15 protein-coding genes and 1 riboswitch are annotated in these 16115 nt (G+C 61.7%); of the genes, 7 read left to right on the plus strand and 8 right to left on the minus strand.

Annotation, left to right across the window (positions count from 1 at the left end):
- Window positions 1-81: 81 nt before the first annotated feature.
- Together FHT75_RS03435 and FHT75_RS03440 are read right to left on the minus strand one after the other, a co-directional pair.
- The gene (locus tag FHT75_RS03435; protein WP_063474671.1) at window positions 82-2067 is read right to left on the minus strand and encodes an adenylate/guanylate cyclase domain-containing protein; all 1986 of its coding nucleotides are present in this window, start codon (window positions 2065-2067) and stop codon (window positions 82-84) included.
- Entirely contained in the window at window positions 2067-5840 is a 3774-nt protein-coding gene (locus tag FHT75_RS03440; RefSeq protein ID WP_063474672.1) for a FecR domain-containing protein, read from the minus strand. Before FHT75_RS03440 ends, FHT75_RS03435 begins: the two co-directional genes overlap by 1 nt.
- A 129-nt stretch (window positions 5841-5969) precedes the next feature.
- Here FHT75_RS03440 and FHT75_RS03445 point away from each other — a divergent pair, with 129 nt between their 5' ends.
- The gene (locus tag FHT75_RS03445) at window positions 5970-6509 is read left to right on the plus strand and encodes a Pycsar system effector family protein (protein ID WP_047610710.1); all 540 of its coding nucleotides are present in this window, start codon (window positions 5970-5972) and stop codon (window positions 6507-6509) included.
- A gap of 59 nt (window positions 6510-6568) precedes the next feature.
- On the opposite strand, the gene FHT75_RS03450 is transcribed toward FHT75_RS03445, so the two are convergent.
- Both FHT75_RS03450 and FHT75_RS03455 read right to left on the minus strand, forming a co-directional pair.
- The gene (locus FHT75_RS03450; RefSeq protein WP_063474673.1) at window positions 6569-7057 is read right to left on the minus strand and encodes a RidA family protein; all 489 of its coding nucleotides are present in this window, start codon (window positions 7055-7057) and stop codon (window positions 6569-6571) included.
- Entirely contained in the window at window positions 7051-7776 is a 726-nt protein-coding gene (locus tag FHT75_RS03455; protein ID WP_047611738.1) for an SDR family NAD(P)-dependent oxidoreductase, read from the minus strand. The genes FHT75_RS03450 and FHT75_RS03455 overlap by 7 nt, the downstream gene beginning before the upstream one ends.
- 194 nt (window positions 7777-7970) lie before the next feature.
- On the opposite strand from FHT75_RS03455, the gene FHT75_RS03460 reads away from it, so the two are divergent.
- Both FHT75_RS03460 and FHT75_RS03465 read left to right on the plus strand, forming a co-directional pair.
- A complete protein-coding gene (locus tag FHT75_RS03460; RefSeq protein WP_063474674.1) occupies window positions 7971-8873 on the plus strand; it encodes a LysR family transcriptional regulator in 903 nt (300 codons plus the stop codon).
- A 113-nt stretch (window positions 8874-8986) separates the two neighbouring features.
- The gene (locus FHT75_RS03465; RefSeq protein WP_063474675.1) at window positions 8987-9763 is read left to right on the plus strand and encodes a DUF1194 domain-containing protein; all 777 of its coding nucleotides are present in this window, start codon (window positions 8987-8989) and stop codon (window positions 9761-9763) included.
- Window positions 9764-9823: 60 nt separating this feature from the next.
- Here FHT75_RS03465 and ampC read toward each other — a convergent pair whose 3' ends face one another.
- Window positions 9824-10981, minus strand: coding sequence for a class C beta-lactamase (gene ampC, locus FHT75_RS03470; RefSeq protein WP_063474676.1), 1158 nt, complete (start codon window positions 10979-10981; stop codon window positions 9824-9826).
- A gap of 125 nt (window positions 10982-11106) precedes the next feature.
- On the opposite strand from ampC, the gene FHT75_RS03475 reads away from it, so the two are divergent.
- A complete protein-coding gene (locus FHT75_RS03475) occupies window positions 11107-11991 on the plus strand; it encodes a LysR family transcriptional regulator (RefSeq protein WP_063474677.1) in 885 nt (294 codons plus the stop codon).
- A 70-nt stretch (window positions 11992-12061) separates the two neighbouring features.
- Here FHT75_RS03475 and FHT75_RS03480 read toward each other — a convergent pair whose 3' ends face one another.
- Window positions 12062-12430, minus strand: coding sequence for an antibiotic biosynthesis monooxygenase family protein (locus tag FHT75_RS03480; protein WP_174824441.1), 369 nt, complete (start codon window positions 12428-12430; stop codon window positions 12062-12064).
- Between the two features lie 98 nt (window positions 12431-12528).
- Between FHT75_RS03480 and FHT75_RS03485 the strand changes: the two genes are divergently transcribed.
- Entirely contained in the window at window positions 12529-13005 is a 477-nt protein-coding gene (locus tag FHT75_RS03485; protein ID WP_063474679.1) for a MarR family winged helix-turn-helix transcriptional regulator, read from the plus strand.
- Window positions 12986-13519 carry a cytochrome b gene (locus FHT75_RS03490; protein WP_082849687.1) on the plus strand — a complete coding sequence of 178 codons (534 nt, stop codon included), beginning with the start codon at window positions 12986-12988 and terminating at the stop codon, window positions 13517-13519. Before FHT75_RS03485 ends, FHT75_RS03490 begins: the two co-directional genes overlap by 20 nt.
- Before the next feature lie 140 nt (window positions 13520-13659).
- On the opposite strand, the gene FHT75_RS03495 is transcribed toward FHT75_RS03490, so the two are convergent.
- Window positions 13660-14349 carry a VOC family protein gene (locus FHT75_RS03495; protein WP_063474706.1) on the minus strand — a complete coding sequence of 230 codons (690 nt, stop codon included), beginning with the start codon at window positions 14347-14349 and terminating at the stop codon, window positions 13660-13662.
- Between the two features lie 282 nt (window positions 14350-14631).
- Window positions 14632-15066: a 6,7-dimethyl-8-ribityllumazine synthase gene (locus tag FHT75_RS03500; protein ID WP_063474681.1), complete on the minus strand. Its 435-nt coding sequence runs from the start codon at window positions 15064-15066 to the stop codon at window positions 14632-14634.
- A gap of 78 nt (window positions 15067-15144) precedes the next feature.
- Window positions 15145-15287, minus strand: a riboswitch (FMN riboswitch).
- A 259-nt stretch (window positions 15288-15546) separates the two neighbouring features.
- Between FHT75_RS03500 and FHT75_RS03505 the strand changes: the two genes are divergently transcribed.
- Window positions 15547-15993, plus strand: a complete 447-nt coding sequence (locus FHT75_RS03505) for an SRPBCC domain-containing protein (protein ID WP_063474682.1) — start codon at window positions 15547-15549, stop codon at window positions 15991-15993.
- Window positions 15994-16115 lie beyond the last annotated feature (122 nt).

Consider the following 16115-nt stretch of genomic DNA (forward strand, 5'->3'; position numbering starts at 1 on the left):
CTCGTGCACCGAAGATTGCGCCGCGAGCGGGGTCGCGTTGAGCCGAAAGCCGTCACTGATCGCCTGCCGTACAAGTGGCCATCATTCCCCACCATCGCCCACCAGCGCATCCCGCACGATCGCGTAGTAGGCGGCAAGCTCGGGGATATCAGCGGCCAGCCTGTCGAAGGCGGGGTCGGCTGGCGCAAGTGTGCCGGCATATTTCGTCTCGATGAAAGCCTGGTGGGCGGCAAGCGCTTCAGCATCGGCTTTGTGCACGACGGTATAGACCGGTGAGGGCACGGTGCGGCCCTTGACGATGATGCGGTCGAGTTCGACGACGGTGTAGGTATCGGCGACCAGCCTGGCGGTTTCCTCGCCGAGCAACAGGGCGACGCCATAATTCTTCGAGGCGCCTTCGAGGCGGGAGGCGAGGTTGACGCTGTCGCCGAGGCAGGAGTAGTCGAAGCGGCGGGTCGAGCCCATATTGCCGACGATGCATTCACCGGTGTTGATGCCGACGCCCATCTTCAGCACATGCGGCTTGTCGCCGCGTATCGCCGCCTCCCGCTCCAGCTGGCTGTTCAGCCTCGATATCGCCGCCTGCATGGCAAGCGAGGTGCGCACCGCATGGAGCGCGTGGTCGGGATCGTCGAGTGGCGCGTTCCAGAAGGCCATGATGCAATCGCCCATATATTTGTCGATCGTGCCGCCGTGATCCATCACCACGTCGGAGAGCGGCGTCAGCAGCCGGTTGATCAGGCCGGTCAGTTGCTCCGGATCGTCCTTCAGCGTCTCGGCGATGGTGGTGAACCCCCGCACATCGGAAAACAGCACCGAGAGCGTGCGCCGCTCGCCGCCGAGCTTCAGCTGCGAGGGATCGTTCGACAGGCGGCGGACCAGATCGGGCGAGATATATTGGGCGAAGGCGCGAATGATCTGCCGCTTGTTGCGGCGCTCCTCGGCATAATCGAAGGCCGCCTGGCCGAAGGCGACCGAGACATAGGCGACGACTGGGCCGAGCGGCGAGACGAAGACATGGGCAAAGCGCATGCCGGCAAAACTCGCTGCCGCGAAGGCGATGAGTGCGGCGGCGCTGGCGACGATCGTCAGCCATCCCGTCGAACGCCAGACGGTGGCGGCGGCCAGCAGCACCGAGATCAGAATGCAGGCGGCGACCAGCGGCAGACGAGCCTCCGTGATCGACAGGCCACGGCGGATATTGTCGTAGATCGTCGCCTGGATCTCGACGCCGGAGACGAGCTTGCCGGTATGCACGGTATAGGGCGAGGCAAAGGCATCGACGCCGCCCTTGTCGATCGCAGGTGCATTCTGCAGGCTGAGGCCGACGAGCACGACGCGGTCCTTGAAATAACCCGGCGGCAGCAGATTCTCGGGGTCGAGCGCCTGGTAGTAGGAGACCGTCGGATAGGAGCGGGCCGGGCCGAAGGACTGGATGAGCCGGCCGGAGGGCAAGGCTATGTTTGCTGCTCCCGACGCCGTCTTCATCAGCATGGCGGCAAAACCGTCCTCATAGCCTGGAATGCGCCGGAACGTGCCGTCGCCGCTGAGATCGATGGAGGCGATGCCGGTCACCGCACCCGCTTCGGTCAGCTGCGGCAGCGGCGTGGCGCGGATCAGCTGCGAGGCCTGCGGCGTTTCGATCAGCGTTTCATCGCCGGCGAGCACGACATCGGGGCCGACGGCCTCGGTGATTGCCGCATCATTGTCGGGGTTCGACGGTTCGGCCATGATGATGTCGAGGCCGATGACACGGGCGCCGGCCGCGCGCAGCTGCCTGACGAGTTCGGCATGCAGGCTGCGCGGCCAGGGCCATTGCGCATTGATATCGGCAAGCGATGGCTCGTCGATGGCGACGATCACGGGTCCGCCGGGTGGCGGGCGCGGATCGTCGACGGTCGAGAGATAGTCGAAGCTTCTGAGCTCGAGCAGCGACCAGGCGGGCAGGCGCGACAAGAGCGAGATGGCGACCAGCGTTGCAAGCGCCAGCACCAGCAGCCTGAGATGACGGCTTTCGGCTTGCCGGCTGGCGGGTCCGACCTGCCGAGGCTTGTCCTGCGCCTGCATCAGAAGCGGACTTTGAGCGTGCCCTTGAAGGCGCGGCCCCAGCCGGGTACGCCGGGCGTCAGCTCGAAATCCTCGTCGAGCAGGTTATAGGCGGCCGCCTCCAGCGCGATGCGCTTGTCCAGGGGTTCCCAGATCAGGTGGGCGTCGAGGCTCCAATAGTCGTCGAGCTTGGTGCCGAGATCGTCGCCGTCGCGTTCGCCGATATAGTTGGCCGCCACCGTCGCCTTGACCTTGGCCTCATTGACCCAGGTCAGGGCGATCTGGCCGGAATTTTTCGGAATGAATGGAAGCGAGCCGCCGTAGTTCGGCTCCAGCGGGTCCTTGTTCTCCGACTCCATGTAGGCATAGGTGGCGGACAGGCCGAAGCCATAGCCGAGGGCGACGTTGGCGGTGACGGCGGCGCGGTCGATGCTGCCGCGTGACAGCGGCAGGCTGTCGGCTGCCGGAAGCGAGATCAACGGAAAATCGATCGAGAAATCATGCAGTTCCTGGTGCTGGTATTCGACCGAGGTGAAGAAGCGGTCGGTCCACTCTGCATCCCATTGCAGCGCCACCGTATCGCTATAACCTTCGATGCCGACCGAAAACTGGTTCGGCTGCAGGCCGAGGATGCCGACCGGGGCAAGGGTCGGAACGCCGGTGTCGACGCTCTGGCGCATGAAGGCGGCGCGCAGCCAATGGTTCTGGACGGGCGCCCAGGCAAGGCCGAAGCGCGGCTCCAGCCGGCTGACATCGACGCCGTCGCCTGACATGCGGGTGCCGAACAGCGCATATTCGCCCTTCAGATCAGGCGTGATCTCGTGCAGCACGTCGAGATAGGCGCGGGCAATGTCGACGCGGTTGTCGGCCTCCGTGGGGCCGAGCGTCGTGCCGTCGAGGAAGCCCGGAACGATATCCTCGATGTGGAGGAAGCTGCTGTTGTGGGTATCGATCCAGCCGCCCTCGATGCCATAGCGGAAGGTCATGGGTCCCGCGCCGATATCGTGGTTGAGGGCGGCGACATAGGTCTTCGAGCTCTGGTCCTGGCTGATCTGTCCGAAAGGGCGGATATCGGTGCCGGGACCGCCAAGGAACGGCACCGTCTCCCAATCGAACGCTAGTTCGTCGGTGGTCTTCGTTCGCGTGCCGGAATAGAGCAGCGCTGCATTCAGCACGTTTTCATAGCCGAATGTGTGGCTCCAGCCGATGCCGGCATTGGTCGTCGTGATGATGTCGCGCCGGGTCTGATAAAGCGGCAATTCGTCGGGTGCCAGAGGGAAGCCGAGCAGGGGAATGAACAGGCCGTCGTTCAGAATGGTCGACAGCTGGGAATTGCTGCTCAATGTGTCGAGGTCGAAATCGCGTTTGGCGCCATTGAAGTAGGCGACGACGCGGTCATCCGGGGTAATCGTCGCTGTGAGATAACCGTTGCCGCTGAGGATCTTGTTGTCGGTGGAGAAGCCGCCGAAATCCGTATAGTCGCCGTCGCGGGCGATCTCCTCCCAGTTCAGGTTGCCGTAGAAGCTGAGCGGGATGGTTTCGTTGGAGAAGCCCTGGATTTCTGCCTCGCCGATGCGTCTGGTATGGCCGTCGACGCTGTTGATGCCGCCGCCGAGCGAACCTTCGATGAAAGGAGTGCGCAGAAGCGTGGCCGAGCGCGAACGGCCCGACAGCATATGCGGATCGAGCAGCAGGCCCTGGAAGAGCGAGGAGAAGCTCGACGTGTTGAGGCGGTACTGGCTGATATTGTCGTCGCCGAAATCAGTCGCATTGCTGAAGGGAAAGATGCTGCCCTTGATCGACTGGTCGGTATAGCCGCTGCCTTCGAAGGGACTGAAGACCGCATCGCCATAATAGCGGCCCCAAGCGTCCAGGCCCTGGAGGCGGAAGGCGTTGTTCAGGGTCGAGCCGGCGTCCTGGTTGGCGCCGAGCGCGCTGTAATCGCCGCCGCGCGCCCTTGAGCGGCGGAGAAACTCCTGGGCGTTGCGGATCGCGCCGTCGGCGTCGTAATCGTCGATATCGACGGCAGTGCGGAAGGAAGAGATGACGGGATCGTTCTTGTCGAGCCTGTCGGCATTGTCGACCGCTTGCTCGGAGGGGAGACGGTCGCCCTTTTCGTAGTGGGCGGCGGCAAGCATCAGCTGCGACTGCGAATGCGCCGGATTGGCGGTGCTGGCCGCCAGCAAGTCCGCCAGCGCCTTGTCGCGCTCGCCGGTCTGCAGGTAGTAGCGGCCGCGGGCGAGGAGAGCGATGTCGTAGGACGGATCGACGGCGAGCGCTGTGTCGATCTCGCGCTTGGCATCCTTCATCCTGGATTGGTCCAGGTACAGGATGGCAAGATTGCCGTGGGGAACCGGGTCCTGCGGATCGAGCGCGATCGCCTTCAGGAAGGCCGCCTCGGCCTCGCCATTGGCATCGCGGGCGCTCTGCAGCAGGCCCAGCGAGTTCAACGATCCCGATGCCCCGGGCGCAAGCTCGATGGCGCGGTTCAGATCGGCGAGGGCGCCGTCGATATCGCTTTCATAGCTCGCCTTGTAGGAGGCGCGCGCGGCAAGGGCGATCGGATGGTTGGGATCGAGCGAGAGGGCGCGGTTCACGGCCTCCTGCATCTGGGCGCGGTCATCGATCAGCTGCGCCAGTTGGGCGCGGATTGCGGGTAGGGTGGGATCGTCGGGAAAACGCTTCTCTGCTTGGCTGATCACATCGAGAGCGGCGCGCGGGTTTTCTAGGAAGCCGGCGGTGTAGGCCTTCATGATCGCGCCATAGGGACCGACGGCAGCCGACGGCGGTTTTTCGACATGGGCGGGATCGGCAAGCGAGCGGGCGAAGTAAGCGCCATACTGCGCCATGTTCCGGCGGTTGGCGTCGAGATGCGGCAGTGCCGTCGCAAACAGCCTTGCGGCTTCGTCGTAACGTTTTTCGGAGCCGGCGATCGTGGCATCGATCAGGTCGACGCGCGCCTTCTGGGCGGTCGTCAGCTTGCGGCTCCGAACCTGCTGAAGCGTCTCTGCGGCGACCTGCCGGCCGTCGAAGGCGCTCTGCACTTCGGCAAGCTCCAGCCAGTCCTCGGTTGTGCGACGCTCCGGCGGCAATGCCAGCAGCCGGCGGCGCTCGTCGGCCATGCGGCCTGCCGGCAGCGGCGAGGTCGGCATCAGGCCGAAGCCGTCTCGCAGGTTCAGGTAAAACAGCATCTGCTCGCGATCGTCGGGCGTGACGATAACGAGCTTGCGCGGCGCCTGACCGATGGTGGCGACGGCGCCTTCACCTTCGCTCACTTCGACGCTGCCCTGTGGGTTGCTGAGCGCGACGCGGCCCTCGAGCACGATCATCGAGGTCTTGTCGCCCTCGACCGTCATGGTCCAATCGGTGCCGCGGATGGCGGCTGCGGCCGCCGGCGTTTCCACCGTCAGGCCTTGGCCGCCGCGCTCGGCGCGCGCCCAGATCGTTCCTGATTGCAGCTCCAGCGTCGTGTCGCCGCTTGCGGCCATCTTCTTGACCTGTAGCGAGGAATTGCGGCCGAGGCGAACCTGGGTGTGATCGGAAAAGACGATGGCGAGCTGGCCGTTGGCATTGGTGCGCAGCACGTCGCCAGTCAGCAGATCCTGATGGATGTCGACGACGCGCCAGTTCGACACGTCGATGAAGCGGACCTCCTCGCCGGTCTTGCGGGCGATGACGGATCCGGCGACCGGTGTTGCACGTTGCACCGGGTCGGCCGCCGCCGGGGAAAAGCCCGGCACGACAAGCGTAAGCGCCACCCCGGCGCGACAGATGTTTTTCCAGCGACCCAGCATGACCCCAACCCCAAACCCCACTTCCCCTTTGTCCATGTAGAAAAGAAAAGTCAAGCGCGTTGCACACGTGTTCTTGAATTCGCTGTGAAGTGTAATATCAGGGAAACACTTTTGGGGTGGAGTATTCAGGTGAGTGAATTCGAGAGTGCAACTGAACTTATGCCAAGCGAACCGTCGACAGGTGACATTGGCGCCGGTTATTTCGACCACATCAAGAAAATCAATGATATATTCTATGATCAGATCAAGATCTCCGATCAGAAGGCTGCCTATATCTTTACTTTCATGCTGGCCTTCCTGGTGAGCTCTAGCGAGGTGAGGGCAGTCTTCAGCCCGGCTCGCTACGCGAATGGGGCGCCAGGGAGCATGTTGTTCTCGGGCCTGCTTGCTGCCGCTTCGGTCTTTTCCATCCTGTCGGCGATCCTCGTCGTGCTGCCTCGCCGTTTGGACAGCTCGACCTCGCTGTTCTGGGGCGCATGGCACAACCACCGCGATCTGTTCTTCGAGGCGGCGCTGCGGCGAGACGAACGCTATCTTTTCGACCAATATCTCGAAAACGCCAACATCCTCTCCGCCATCGCCCGCAGCAAATACCGCTGCGTTACCTTCGCGTTCCGCGGGCTGATGGTGAGTGTGATCGCCTATGTGCTGCTGTTGGTGGCGGTGTGAGCGCATCAAGTCTGATGCGGACGCTTTGGCCGGGCATGCCGCAACATGCCCGGCTGCTTTCAGCCATCAACTTCGAGGACGAGCTCCAGTTCGATCGGCAGGCCGAGGGGCAGGCTGGCGACACCGAGCACGACGCGGCCTGAGAGCTTTTCCTCGCCGAAGACAGCAAGCAGCATTTCGGATGCTCCGTCGGCCACCTTCGGATGGTCGCGGAAATCACCTTCGGTCGCGATGTAGACGCCGAGCTTGACGACTCTGGCGACCCTTTCCAGCGAGCCCAGATAGTCCCTGGCGGCCGCAAGCGCGCTCAGCGTTGCCGTTTCGGCCGCCTTCCTGCCGTCTTCGACCGTCAGGGCACCGCCGACGCGGCCGATATAGCGGGGCTCATGACCGACGACGGGCAGCATCCCGCTGAAGAAGACCAGATTGCCGGTCCTTGTCGCTTCGACATAGGCGCCGAAGGGCGTCGGCGGCGGGGGAAGGGTGATGCCGAGTTCCTGCAGCCGTCGTTCCGCGCCGGCTGCCTGCGCTTTTGCATGGTTTACCATTTGCCCAGATGTGCGCCGCCGTCGACGTGCAGCACCTCCCCGGTTACGCGCGGCGCTTCGGTCAGGAAGATGACAGCGTCGACGATCTCCTCGACGTTGGATATGCCTGTTATCGGCGACAACGTCTTCAGGAAATCCTTCGGATTGTCCTTGTGCAGCGGCGTGTCCACCACGCCGGGAGCCACAATGTTGAAGCGAATTTTCTCGTTTGCATATTCCATCGCCAGGTTCTTGGAGATGGCGTTGATGCCGCCCTTGGTCATCATCGACACCGAGGCGGAGAAGCCGGCGATCGGATGATCGGTCAATGGCGTGGTGATGCTGACGACGCTGCCGCCGGTTTTCTGCGCGAGCATCTGCCTGACGACCAGTTGGGTCAGGTGGATGAAGCCTTCGAGATTGGTCGAGGACAATTTATTGAAGTCGGCCATTGTGAAATCGACGAACGGCTTGGCTAGGAAAATGCCGGCATTGTTGACGAGGCCGTCGATCGAGCCGAACCGGTCGATTGCGGTTCTTGCTACCCGCGCTGCGGTTTCGGCATCGCCGATGTCGCCGTCAACGAGCGCCAGCTTGTCGGAGGCTTGGAACGCCTCTGAGGCGCTGACCTGGCGCGAGGTGGCAACGACATTGTAACCGCGCTCGATGAAGGCGTTGACGAGCCCGGCTCCGATACCCTGGGAGGCGCCCGTGACGATGACTGTTTTTCCCGTAGTCATGCTGATCTCCATAAACTGGTTCGGGCAACGCGGGCCTTGGCTTTGCGAAGGCGGGGTCGCTCGAGATGGGGCTGCTGCGAATGCGCCTCCATCGGGTTGTGATTGTTTTCGCAGGGTGAATATGGCGAAAACTCCATTACTCGATTAGATGGAAATATCTGGATTCTCTTTTGCACATATGCAAAAATCCCGGCATGGTCGATCTGAATGACATCGCCGTTTTCGTGAAGGTGGCGCAGTATGGCAGCTTCAGCCGTGCGGCCCATTCACTTGGCATGCCGGTGTCGACCGTCAGCAGGAAGGTGACGTCGCTGGAGGAGCAACTCGGCGTGACGCTGCTGCAGCGGACGACCCGCAAGCTGAGCCTCACGGCGCAGGGAAGGGCCTATTTCGATCAGTGCAGTGAACCGCTTGCCCATCTCCTCGACGCCGAGGAGGTGCTGACCGAGACCCAGAAAAAACCTGAAGGTCTGCTGAAGATCTCCGTGCCCGTCATTTTTGGACAGGAGGCCTTCTACGAATTCGTCTCGGCCTTCCTGAAGACATATCCGAAGATTCAGGTCGATCTCTTCGTCACCAACCTGTTCCTTGATCTGATCGCGGAGAACATTGATCTCGGCATCCGCTTCGGCGATCTCAAGGATTCGACCATCGTTGCGCAGCGGCTCGGGAAGAGCGTACGCTATCTGGTCGCCGCGCCGGACTACCTGAAGGGCAGGGTGCTTCCCTTAAAGCCCGAAGACCTGAAGGACCATCAGTGCGTTCTGCTGAACGGTCGCAACGGCGAAGCGGAATGGCATCTCGTCAGCGGGCGCAAATCGGTCGACGTGCATGTATCGGGGCCGGTATCGAGCCGGGATTTCGATGCGGTGAGCGCCTTCACCTATCGCGGACACGGGATCGGGTTGTTGCCTTCGACCTATTGCGACGAGCAGATCAAAAGCGGCGAGCTTATCCGCCTGCTGCCGGACTGGTCGTCCGAAGAAATTTTCGTGCATGCCGTCTATCCCACGCGCCGCTTCCTGCCCTCCCGGTTGCAGGTCTTTCTCGAGGCGCTGAAAACATGGAAGAGCCCCTTGTGGCTTCCCTTGCATTGACGGCTTTCGATTCCATCACCGAAAATTGAAGCTGGGCGCACGGCCGGGCATCCTGCGTCGGCCAAGCTGTGTTAGAGTTCGCTGGCCTGGATGGTGCGGGGATTGGATTGCCAATGCTGACGACACTTGCGGTGCTTATGGGTCTTTCCGGCCTCGTCCCGGCCGCGCAGGCGGGGGGAAGCGAGGTCGACGTGACGCTGGTGCTCGCCGTCGACACCTCGCGGTCGATGGATTTCGAGGAGATCGGCATCCAGCGCGAGGGTTATGTCGAAGCGCTCAAGCACAAGGAATTCATCGACGCGGTGAAGGGCGGGCTGACCGGCCGCATCGCCATCAGCTATTTCGAATGGGCCGGTTATGTCGTCCAGGATTCGGTGATCGACTGGCAGGTGATCGAGACGGAAGAGGATGCGATCGCTTTTGCCGACAAGCTCGAAGCCCGGCCGATTGCCACGCAGCGGCGCACATCGATCTCCACCGCGATCGCCCAGGGCGCCAGCATGATCGTTTCCAGTCCCTTTCAGTCCAGACGACAGGTGATCGATGTCTCCGGCGACGGGCCGAACAATTCGGGCAATCCCGTCAGCCCCGCCCGCGACAAGGCGGTGGAAGCAGGCATGATCATCAACGGCCTGGCCATCATGCTGCGACCTTCCGATGCGCCCAACGGGCTCGACAAATATTATGCGGACTGCGTGATCGGCGGGCCCGGCGCCTTCGTGCTGCCGGTCCGCAAGATCGAGGATTTTGCCGTTGCCGTGCGCCGCAAGTTGGTGCTGGAGATCAGCGGCCTTTCCCCGCCGGCGACGGTGCAGAAAACAGCCGGCGGCGAGACGGGTGCCGACTGCCTGATCGGTGAGAAGCAATGGCGGGACATGTTCGACCGCTGATGCCAGAACCGGATGTCGTCCGAAAACCGCGCACACTTTTCGGCATCATGCTCTACCGGGTCAGGGCGCCGAAATTATATCAGTCAGTATTCGGTAAGCGGCAGAGACGCGATCCTCGTTGGGATAGTTTTTGTTGGCCAGGATGACGATGCCAATCCGCTCTTTCGGGATGAAGGCTACATAGGCGCCGAAACCATTCGTCGAGCCGGTTTTGTTGATCCATTGATCGTCGCGCGGCTCCGCTGCAGGCGTCAGTTGCTTGACGGGAATGGTCTTCAGCATCGCGCTGGAATTGTTGTCCATCAACGTCGTCAGCGTGGTGGGATAGGAATACTGCTCCCAAATAAGGTCTTGGGTCATCGCGCCGACATCGAAGTATTCCCGATGCGTATTCGTGATCGCCCGCTGGAATGTCTCGTCCAGCTTGACCAGGCCCATGTTCGCGTCGACGAACCGGATCATGTCGCTCGCTGTCGATTTGACACCATAGGCTTCCGATGAAAGAGATGCCGACGTCATCCGGGCGGGATCGCCGCTCCGCTTGTAGCCTTGGGCATAGTCCGCCATTCGCGATTTCGGCACATCGATGAACGTGCTTTTCAATCCAAGGGAGGGAAACAATTTGCCTTCCATCAAAGCGACGAAACCCTCATCCATGCTTTTCGCCGTTATATATCCAAGCATTCCAATGCTTGGATTGGCGTAAGTTCGATGGGTCCCAGCCTCGTATGAGGGGCGCCAGGTTTTAAAATAGTCGATCAGTTGTTTTTCGGTTTTGATGTCATCGGGAACCTGCAGCGGAAACCCACCAGCCGTATGCGTGGCCAAATTCATCAGCGCGACTTCGCCGAAAGGCTTTCCCTTCATCGACGGAAGATATTTGCTGACCTGATCCGACAGTGAAAGTCGGCCGATCGCTTCCGCGTAGGATGTCAGGGTCACCGTAAATGTTTTGCTGATCGATCCCAGTTCGAACATGGTGGTCGCAGTGACCGGCCTGCCGGTGTCCTTCGAGACGACACCGTAATTGAAGATGTGGTTCTCGCCGTCGACGGTGATGGCAACGGCCATGCCGGGGATGCCGTATTTGTCCATGACCGGTTTGATCGCAGCGTCCGAGATGGCTTTGAGCTTCATCTCGTCGGCCGCAAAGCCACTTGTAGAAACGCATGTCGAGACCAATGCGGCCGATAGAATTCCTAGCCAGTCACACTTCATTTTTTCATCCTCTGGAAGCAGCTTTCTCAGCGCCAAAGGGCGCATGAGCATGGCATTTAGCGGCACTGTTTTGTGGCGGCAAACGATGATATCTCGGAGGAAACACAAGAAAATCTAGGGCTAAAATGGTTCGGCAATTCCTTCCTTTGAATGGCTTGAGGGCCTTTGAAGCTTCGGCGAGACATCTCAGCTTCACCCGCGCCGCGATCGAGCTTTGTGTTACCCAGGCCGCTGTCAGCCAGCAGGTCAAAAGCCTGGAGAAGCGATTGGGCGTTGCCCTTTTCCAGCGCCTTCCAAGGGGCCTGAAAATCACCGCAGAAGGTGAAGCTCTTTTGCCGACGTTGACCACTTCCTTCGATCAAATGGCAATCACGCTGGACAGGATTGAAGCCGGTCAGGTTCGGGAATTGCTGTTTTTGGGCGTCGTCGGAACCTTTGCTGTCGGCTGGTTATTGCCAAGGCTTCCGGATTTTCAACAGCGTCATCCCTTCATCGACGTGCGCATTTCGACAAACAATAATCGCGTCGACATGGCCGCTGAAGGACTGGATCTCGCCATTCGCTTTGGCAGCGGCTCCTGGCACGGCACGGAAGCCTCGCGTCTGTTCGACGCTCCGCTCTCTCCACTCTGCACCCCCAAATTGGCGGAGCGTTTAAGGTCGCCCGCAGACCTGCTCGAGGCGACGCTTTTGCGCAGTTACAGGGCCGACGAGTGGAGCACCTGGTTCGCGGCAGCGGATGTTCCTCCTGCGGCGCAGGTCAACGCAGGCATCGTTTTCGACTCTTCCGTCGCCATGACGGAGGCGGCGCTGCAAGGATTGGGAATCGCTCTGGCGCCGCCGTCGATGTTTTCCAGGCACCTGTCGTCAGGGGCTCTAAACCAACCCTTTCCCACGACGATATCATTGGGGAGCTATTGGCTGACCCGACTTCAATCAAGGCCGCCAACGGCAGCCATGCTCGCATTTTCCGATTGGATAATGTCGCAGATGTCTTCCACATCTCAATGAGACCTTCTGGCGCGGAGTCGAGGGACCGGACCGCGAAGATCCATGTGCCCGCTCTCAGGGAACGGGCTTCCTAGGCGACGCAGATGCCCGGCACGGCGACCTTCTGGAAGAGGTGCGGGGAGGCAACGGCCGAGGACGGGTAGGAGGAGAGCTTTGCCCTGAACTCTGGATGCGAGAATGCCGCCCTGAAGTCGGCGGTCGATTCCCAGACGGCATAGTTGAGATAGGCAGGACTTTCGCCGATAGCCCGGTGAAGCTGGGTCGAGATGAAGCCCGGCTGGCGTTTCATGAAGGCCGCATCGGCCTGCCAGGCTTCAAGGAAGGCCTGCTCGTCGGCCTTGTCGAGCGTGAAGAGATTGATGAGGACGATCGCGGAAGCATCGAGCGCGATTTGACGATCGATCGGGAAGGCGGGGTCCATCGGACGCATGAGTGACATGGTCGGCTCCATCTGAATTGGTTACATGATGTCAATCTGGTGATAAGGATACATATTTCCTTTGACACCATAATGTCAATATAGGTACATGGTGACAAATGCAAAAACCTCAGCGAAGCCCGGCTGGAACAGCCTTGACCGACCTCATTCTGGATCTCTTCCGGCTCAACAACCGGATGATCAACGCGGGCGACAAGCTCGTCGAGGGGCTCGGTCTGACGAGCGCCCGATGGCATGTCCTCGGCACTGTGGCCACGGCAGATCGGCCGCAGCCAGTCGCGTGGCTGGCGCGCGACATGGGGGCCAACCGCCAGAACGTCCAGCGCATCGTCAACGATCTGGACAAGGAAGGGCTTCTGGCGTTCCAGCCCAATCCGCATCACCGGCGGGCACAGCTCGTCGTGCTGACGGACAAGGGAAAACAGGCATATGAAACCGCCATGCACCTGCAGGCGCCGTGGGTCGATATGCTCTCCGAAGGGCTTCAGGTCGAGGATCTCAAAACCACGCACGCCGTCATGAAGGCGCTGCGCAGCAAACTGGAAGGAAATGGAGATGTTGAAGAGCAGGCCTGATCGCTATGGCGCAATAGCGGTCTCGATCCACTGGCTGAGCGCGGTTCTGATCCTGGCGCTGCTCGGCTCCGGCTTCCGGGCCGCCAACGCCGTGGACGCGGTGACCAAGGCTGGGCTGCTGCGCTTCCACATTCCGGTGGCGGTCATCGTCCTGCTTCTCACGGCTCTTCGCCTTGTCTGGTGGTGGCGTTTCGATCGCAAGCCTGCGCCGGTTAAGGCATCGCCTCGCTGGCAGGCGCGCCTCGCGCGCTTTGTCCACGTCGCCTTTTACGTCTTCATTCTCGGCATGGTCGCCAGCGGCATCGGGATGATGATCCTCAGCGGTGCCGCCCCCGCCGTCTTCGGGACACCCGGCGCCATGCTGCCTGATTTCACTGCCTATCCGCCGCGTGGCCCGCATGGGTTAGGCGCCTTGCTGCTTGTCGGCCTGCTGGTCTTCCATGCCGGCGCTGCGCTCTTTCACCAACTCGTCCGCGGCGATCACCTGCTGCGGCGGATGTGGTATGGCGGCTGAGGTCGGCTGACGAGGCGGCGAGGGTGTCTGAACCGAGAGCCGCTACGAGGAAGGCAGACACGATAAAACGTCTCGGCGCGATGCGTGCCGAGACGCTTGTCAAACGATGTTGCCGTCTGCGATGACGCTGGAGCCCGTGCCTATAGCGGCAACTGCTTGCCGGCCTGTTCGCTGACCATGTATTCGGCGTACCAGTCCGGCCAGCCTTCGTCGTGCTTGCCGCCGTTTCGCTTCTCGTGTTCGCCGTGGGCGGTTGCCGCGCGGCGCAGTGCTGCCGCAAGCTCGGTGGAAGTCGTGAATTTCGTTTCGTCGGCGTCGATGCGTCCGGGCAGCCGCGTGGTGACTTCCTGGAACAGCCAGCCGTTGCCGTCCGGATCCTTGAACGAGGCGAAGGAGCGGTAGCTGCGATGTTCGGGATCGCGGCCGGCGATGCGCAGCCGCCCGAACAGATAGGGCTCGTCCCTGCCGGCATAGACGCCGGCAGCGTCATGAAACACGTCGCTGACCTCGACGCCGCGGGCGATCAGATCGCGACGGGCAGCCTCGATATCGGAGACGACCAGGTAGAGTCCCTGGGCGGAACCCGGGGCTGCGGCAGTGACATTCTTGCCGAAGATGATCGCGCAGCCGGAGCCGGGCGGGGTAAACTGGATCACACGGAAATCGGCGTCATTTGCAAAGTCGGCGTCGAGCCGCCAACCCAAGCCGTCGTAAAAACGTTTGGCGCGGTCGACATCGGAAACGGGGATGACGACCACCTCGAGCTTGGTGTCGACAGGCTGTGATTTTGGGGTTTGCATGGGGGTTTCGCTGCGCAGTGCATTGCTCATCTTCAGCTCCATGGGGTTTGGGATGCGTTAAGAATGGCGATACATGTCAGCGGTCAGTGGACCACAGCGCGGTCGGGCCGTCGAATCAATTATTCTGTCGGATTTGGCCGGTATTGGCGGATTCCGCTGCGACACAAGGCCTGTTGCTCCGATCCGCGGACGTGTCGTTTCCGACCCGCGGGGTGGCAAGGTCAGTCGATCCGGTGAGGCGGCGGGTTTGTTCCCGCCGTCTTCGCTCTTGTGTTGCGGCTCATCGAGCCGCGTTCGGGAAGATGGATCCCACTACGCGGCGAGAGCTGCGCGGGTTTTGCCGATCGTCAGGGCTGCCTTTGCTGCCTCGCGCCCTTTTTCGATGAAGTGCGCACGGTAGATCTGCTTGTGGTGTTCGGTTTCCTGATACTGATGCGGCGTCAGCGAAACCGACAGCACCGGCACGCCGGTATCCATGCCGGCGCGCATCAGCCCATCGACGACGGCCTGCGCGACGAATTCGTGGCGGTAAATGCCGCCGTCGACGACGAAGGCGGCGGCAATGACGGCGCCATAGCGCCCGGTTGCGGCGAGATCGCGCGACAGCAGCGGCATCTCGAATGCGCCGGGAACATCGAACACATCGACCTGCTCGGCCGGAACGAGCTGATAGAAGCCATCAAGGGCGCGGTCGACGATGTCGGCGTGCCAGCTGGCTTTGACGAAGGCGTAGCGGGTGGGTGTCATGGTAATCTCCTTTGGCGAACAGACACATCACCCAAGGCGATCACGAACGTTCCCGACAGCCGCAAGGGCGGCAGGAACGTACGTTCTCTTTCATCCGGACTATGACCGTCGGCTCAGGCATCTCACCTGATCTGCTGACCCTTCCTAAGAAGGCGCTCGCGGGCTCGCAATCGAAACTGCATACCGCCGGTAGGGACTTTCACCCCGCCCTGAGAACGGCGGCGACAATAGGGGGAAGGCGGCGGGCTGGCAATAGGTCGGAAATGCTTTCGTGATCGATGAATCTGTCGATGCGGATCAAGGCTCGCAAAGTGGCGGTTTCGTTTCTCCGTCGATGGCGAACAGCCGATGCCTCTTGCTGAGGATGGGCTTGCGCCTACATGCTCGGGTGAGGACATCCACGTCGGAACAACATGACGGAACAGGATACGCCGTCTTCGCCCGAGGCGGGGCAGGCGACAGCCACCATGGGAGGGAGTGATGCCAGAATCTTTCGTCGTTCACCGCGAGGCGCATATCGCGGCGCCGCCGGCTGCGGTGTTCGCGCTGATGACCGATCCGGAGAAGATCCTGCGCTGGATGGGAACGGAGGCGCAGGTCGAGCCGCAACCGGGCGGGCTCTATCTCGTCAATGTCACCGGCGCCCGCTTTGCGCGCGGCTCGTTTCGCGAGGTGGTACCGGTTCATCGCCTTGCCTACAGTTTCGGCTGGGACGGCAGCGAAGTGGTGCCGCCGGGATCGAGCCTGGTCGAGATCGACCTCATCGAGCAGGGCGGCGGAACGCTGCTGCGGCTCACCCATAGCGGCCTGCCCAGCGCCGACCAATGCGCCGGCCATGAGGAAGGCTGGGCCCACTATCTCGGACGGCTGACCGATGTTGCCGCCGGGCGTGATCCGGGTCCCGATCCTTTTTACGGCAGGACATGAACGGTTTTGCGCCGGCAGCAGGGTGCCCGGAAGCGTTTGCCGCATCGGGGAATACTGCCGGCCGGCGCTGCGATCGGCTGTCCGAAAGCGCTTCTTTTGCTCCCGCAAACATGAACGCGCAG

Source organism: Rhizobium sp. BK112, assembly GCF_014193215.1.
GTDB classification, from domain to species: domain Bacteria; phylum Pseudomonadota; class Alphaproteobacteria; order Rhizobiales; family Rhizobiaceae; genus Rhizobium; species Rhizobium anhuiense.